Genomic DNA, 4,295 nt, shown 5'->3' with positions numbered 1-4,295 from the left:
TCATAATTTAATACTAGCTGACGAAATTAACCGTGCCCCCGCAAAAGTTCAATCTGCACTACTAGAAGCAATGGCCGAGCGACAAGTAAGCGTTGGCAAACAAACCTTCCCGCTTGATAGTTTATTCTTAGTAATGGCCACGCAAAACCCAATCGAACAAGAAGGCACCTACCCCCTGCCCGAAGCGCAGTTAGATCGTTTTTTAATGCACGTAAAGATCGACTACCCCAACCTTGAGTCCGAAAAGGAAATATTGCGACTAGCCAGAAGCGAGCACGATGACACGCCATTGAACGAAGAGGTATTAGAACTTGCTCAGTCTGAGATCTTCCAAGCCAGGAAAGAGATGTCTGCAATCCATATGAGCGAAGCTGTAGAGGAATATCTTGTCCACCTTACGATTGCGACGCGTCAACCTACACAATACGGTGAAGACCTGGGTCGCTGGATCGATTTCGGCGCCAGTCCACGCGCAACAATTTCCCTAGATCGCTGCGCACGTGCTTATGCATGGTTAAATGGCAAAGATTTCGTTAGCCCTGACGATATTCGCGCCGTACTTCACGACGTCTTTCGTCATCGCATTATCATCAGCTTTGAAGCTGAAGCAGACGGTATAACAGCCGATCATGTGATCAATGAACTAATTCACCGCGTTCCTGTAGCATAATCAATGCCTGTTACTAATTCAGACTCAATTCCCAACCTCGACCAGGGGCCTTATACTTCGGTGCAGGCGCTTGCGCGTTTACGTTGGCAGGCAAAAAATCTAAAACTCAGAAAAGCAAAAGCTATTTCGCGCCCCCAAAGCGGTTCACACCTATCCAAATTCCGCGGTCGAGGCATGGAGTTCGCAGAAGTTCGTGTATATCAGCCTGGTGACGACGTTCGGAGTATCGATTGGCGCGTTACAGCACGGCGCCAGACGCCTCACACTAAACTATTTAACGAAGAACGCGAACGCCCACTCCTAGTTATTTGTGATCAGAGTAAAAGCCAGTTTTTCGGTAGCAAACATAGCTTCAAGTCCGTTAGAGCTGCCGAAGCTGCTGCCTTGTTCGCATGGTCTGCACTCGACCACAATGACCGCGTTGGAGGCATAGTATTCTCTGACATTGCACATCACGAAGTAAAGCCAGCGCGTAGTCGCAAGTCAGTAATGCAATACATTAATTTTCTTAGTCAGTTTAACCAAGCCTTGAATATAGAAGATAGCAAAATTCCCCCTTCTTTCTCGCTTGATAAGGCACTAATAGAAGCGGTCAGACTTGCAAAGCCAGGTACGCTTATCGTTATCATCAGCGACTTTTTACACTTTAATCAGGAAACTGAAAAAGCACTTAAGGCCCTTAGTAGGCACAATGAGTTACTCTTCATTCGTAGCTATGACCCTCTAGAGGAAGAGCTTCCTCCACCAGGCTTACACCCTGTATCTGATGGCCAACAAACTCTGCTCATCAACTCAAACTCGGCACAAGTTCGATCCGACTACAGCGCCTGGGCGACTCAACACAAAAACCAGTTAGAAGAAATGAGCAAACGTTTTAAATCCTTATTAATAAATCTGTCTACACATCAGGAAACTAGCCACTGTCTCCAAGAAATTCTGCGCAATTACAGCAGATAGTGACTCAATAACACCATGAACCCATCATCGCCATTAGACCAACTAAAAGATATCCACCCTCCCGTGGATATCACCTGGTGGCCGCTAGCTTTTGGCTGGTGGGCTTTAATTGTTATTTCGGTCATCGCTATTGCGCTTGGTCTTACTTTTTTCATAAGACATAGACAACGGAATGCCTGGCGCAGGGTAGCCTTACTTGAACTTAAAGCAATAACCCACAACTCAAAAAGTTGGGATAACTTCGAGCTAGCTACCGAAATAAACATACTCCTAAAGCGATGCCTTGCCGGGAACTCAAGCTCTACTGCACACCTTAGCGACACCGCTGACAAATGGGGCGATACTCTCAACACAACGCAAAACAAAGTAATACTGCCGAGCGACTTACTAGACATCCTCTGTCACGAGATTTACCAACGGAATTGCCCTCGTATAAATACCGAGCAATTGATGCTAATCGAAAAATGGATTCGAGGCCTACGTCATGCTTGATAATCTCTTAGAAGCACTTAACTTTGGGCTAGTTTGGCCTCTTGCGCTATTACTTTTGCCAATTCCTTTGCTCATCCCTCGGCGAGCAAATCAAAGCACCACAAACTATAGAGCGCCGCAGCTTCCACTCTATGAAACAGTAAAAGCACTGAAACTGTCACGTGCACCAGAAGGAAAAACCCATAGCAAACTAAGTAAATACCTACTGGCTTTTGCGTGGTGTTTTCTAATAGTTGCAGCCTCCAGGCCTACTTACTACGGAGAAAAAGTAAACCTCCCGCTAAGTGGAAGAGACTTGATGCTGGCAATCGATATATCACCAAGCATGAAAGAAACAGACCTTAAATTAGATGATGAGTTTGTATCTCGCTTGGACGTTGTCAAAAATGTTGTCTCTTCCTTCGTTACGCAAAGAAAAGGTGACCGCATCGGCTTAATACTGTTTGGCTCTGAGCCCTATATCCAATCGCCGCTTTCATTCGACACAAAAACGGTCAACACACTACTGCAAGAGGCTTACTTAGGTATGGCAGGTAAAGCAACGGCTATCGGCGATGCTATCGGTCTTGGTGTTAAACGCCTAAGGGAAAGACCGAAAGATAGCCGCGTTCTCATATTACTTAGCGACGGCGCGAATACCGCTGGCGAGATCCCCCCCGAAAAAGCTGCACAGTTAGCAGCTCAAGAAGACATCATTATTTATACGATTGGTATTGGTGCCGACGAGCTTTACCGACGAAGCTTTTTTGGCACTCAAAAGGTCAACCCCTCAGCTGATCTGGACGAAGACATGCTAAATGCAATTGCCGAAGTCACTGACGGCAAGTATTTTAGGGCCCGAAACACTGAAGAATTAAACGCGATATACCAGCTCATCAATGAGCTTGAACCAATCGAACAAGACAGCAGAAGCTATCGGCCCACTAAATCTTTGCTTGTATATTTCCTGTCAATAAGCCTGTGTTTTTATCTGGCCGCTTTAGTTGTGAGTTATGCATCTAGCTCACGCTTTACCACTTTCTTCTCTTCCCTAAGAGGAGACAAGCAATAGTGAATCTAGATTTACTCGCCAATTTTCATTTTTTACGTCCATTTTGGCTAACTTGCTTGCTAGCACTGCCTTTTGTCTGGCTTATCCTGCGGCAGTTTAATCAACGAAGCGGAGATTGGAGCCGAAGCATCGACCCTGAGCTTTTGAAGCATTTAACTCCTGCATCCAGTGATAATGAATCAGGCAAAAAAAACTGGCCGCCAATTTTGTTGTTATTGCTAGCCATTATTGGGCTTTCTGGCCCGAGCTGGGAACAAAAACCTAGGCCCGTTGCACAACTACAAGACGATATGGTAGTCATTCTTGACCTATCCGTATCAATGCTTGCCACCGATGTAAAACCCAGCAGACTCGTTAGAGCAAAGCAGAAACTTCACGACCTGCTAGCACTGCGCACAGAAGGAAACACCTCACTTATCGTATTTTCTGGGGATAGTCATATCGTTACACCCTTAACAGATGACATAAATACAATCAAAGCCAGCCTTGAAGCACTTGACCCTTTTATTATGCCGGTTATCGGAAGCAGACCAGATAATGCCGTGAACCAAGCAATTGAGCTATTCAAACAAAACAACTCACGATCAGGTCGCGTTATCCTGATTGCAGACAGTAGCACGCAAGAGCAAAATGAACGTATTTCAGATGCCTTGAGTAGCAAGAATATCCATCTAGATGTTCTTGCAGTAGGTACCAAAGAAGGCGGGCCGATAGATATACCCGGAAAAGGATATTTTAAAAGCCAGGGCGAGATCGTCATCCCACAGACTCCTTTCAAACTATTGGACAGTCTTGCAGGGGTAAATCGCGGCAAGATGGTTAAAATGTCCCTAGATGATCACGACCTAGAGGCGCTTGATATCACGGGTGAACGACTGAGAAAAGCAAAAGCGAACAATACTGACAAGCAAGAAAGTTTTCGTACCTTTGATGCCTGGGAAGATGCCGGTTATTTGCTGTTATTCTTAATAATACCTTTTGCGCTTTTTGCGTATCGACAAAACACACTTCTAGCGCTGTTTATTTCGATATCGCTTATTTCTTTACCAGAAACCTCACACGCCCTTGAAGCAAGAGACTTGTTTAAGACCCAAGACCAGCAAGCTCAAGAGCTAATGAAGCAAC

The 4,295-nt window shown here is 45.4% G+C and carries 5 protein-coding genes; all 5 read left to right on the top strand.

Annotated features, from left to right (window positions below; all coding sequences use genetic code 11):
• On the top strand, positions 1–670 hold a 670-nt coding region (locus A3735_RS12665), incomplete at its 5' end, for a MoxR family ATPase (protein ID WP_068638135.1).
• Positions 671–673: 3 nt separating this feature from the next.
• Positions 674–1,627 (top strand): DUF58 domain-containing protein, encoded by a 954-nt coding sequence (locus A3735_RS12660; RefSeq protein ID WP_068506436.1) that lies wholly within the window; start codon positions 674–676, stop codon positions 1,625–1,627.
• A 15-nt stretch (positions 1,628–1,642) separates the two neighbouring features.
• Positions 1,643–2,119 carry a DUF4381 domain-containing protein gene (locus A3735_RS12655; protein WP_068506434.1) on the top strand — a complete coding sequence of 159 codons (477 nt, stop codon included), beginning with the start codon at positions 1,643–1,645 and terminating at the stop codon, positions 2,117–2,119.
• Positions 2,112–3,170 carry a VWA domain-containing protein gene (locus A3735_RS12650; RefSeq protein ID WP_068506432.1) on the top strand — a complete coding sequence of 353 codons (1,059 nt, stop codon included), beginning with the start codon at positions 2,112–2,114 and terminating at the stop codon, positions 3,168–3,170. The genes A3735_RS12655 and A3735_RS12650 overlap by 8 nt, the downstream gene beginning before the upstream one ends.
• Positions 3,170–4,295: VWA domain-containing protein (locus A3735_RS12645; protein ID WP_156499644.1), on the top strand; the 1,126-nt coding region annotated here is incomplete at its 3' end. The genes A3735_RS12650 and A3735_RS12645, both read left to right, overlap by 1 nt.

This window comes from Oleiphilus sp. HI0061 (assembly GCF_001635675.1).
This window is presented reverse-complemented; position numbering and strand designations above follow the sequence as displayed.

Coding starts and splice junctions, on each gene's coding strand:
- A3735_RS12660 (WP_068506436.1), top strand. CDS start 674: ATGCCTGTTACTAATTCAGACTCAATTCCCAACCTCGACCAGGGGCCT.
- A3735_RS12655 (WP_068506434.1), top strand. CDS start 1,643: ATGAACCCATCATCGCCATTAGACCAACTAAAAGATATCCACCCTCCC.
- A3735_RS12650 (WP_068506432.1), top strand. CDS start 2,112: ATGCTTGATAATCTCTTAGAAGCACTTAACTTTGGGCTAGTTTGGCCT.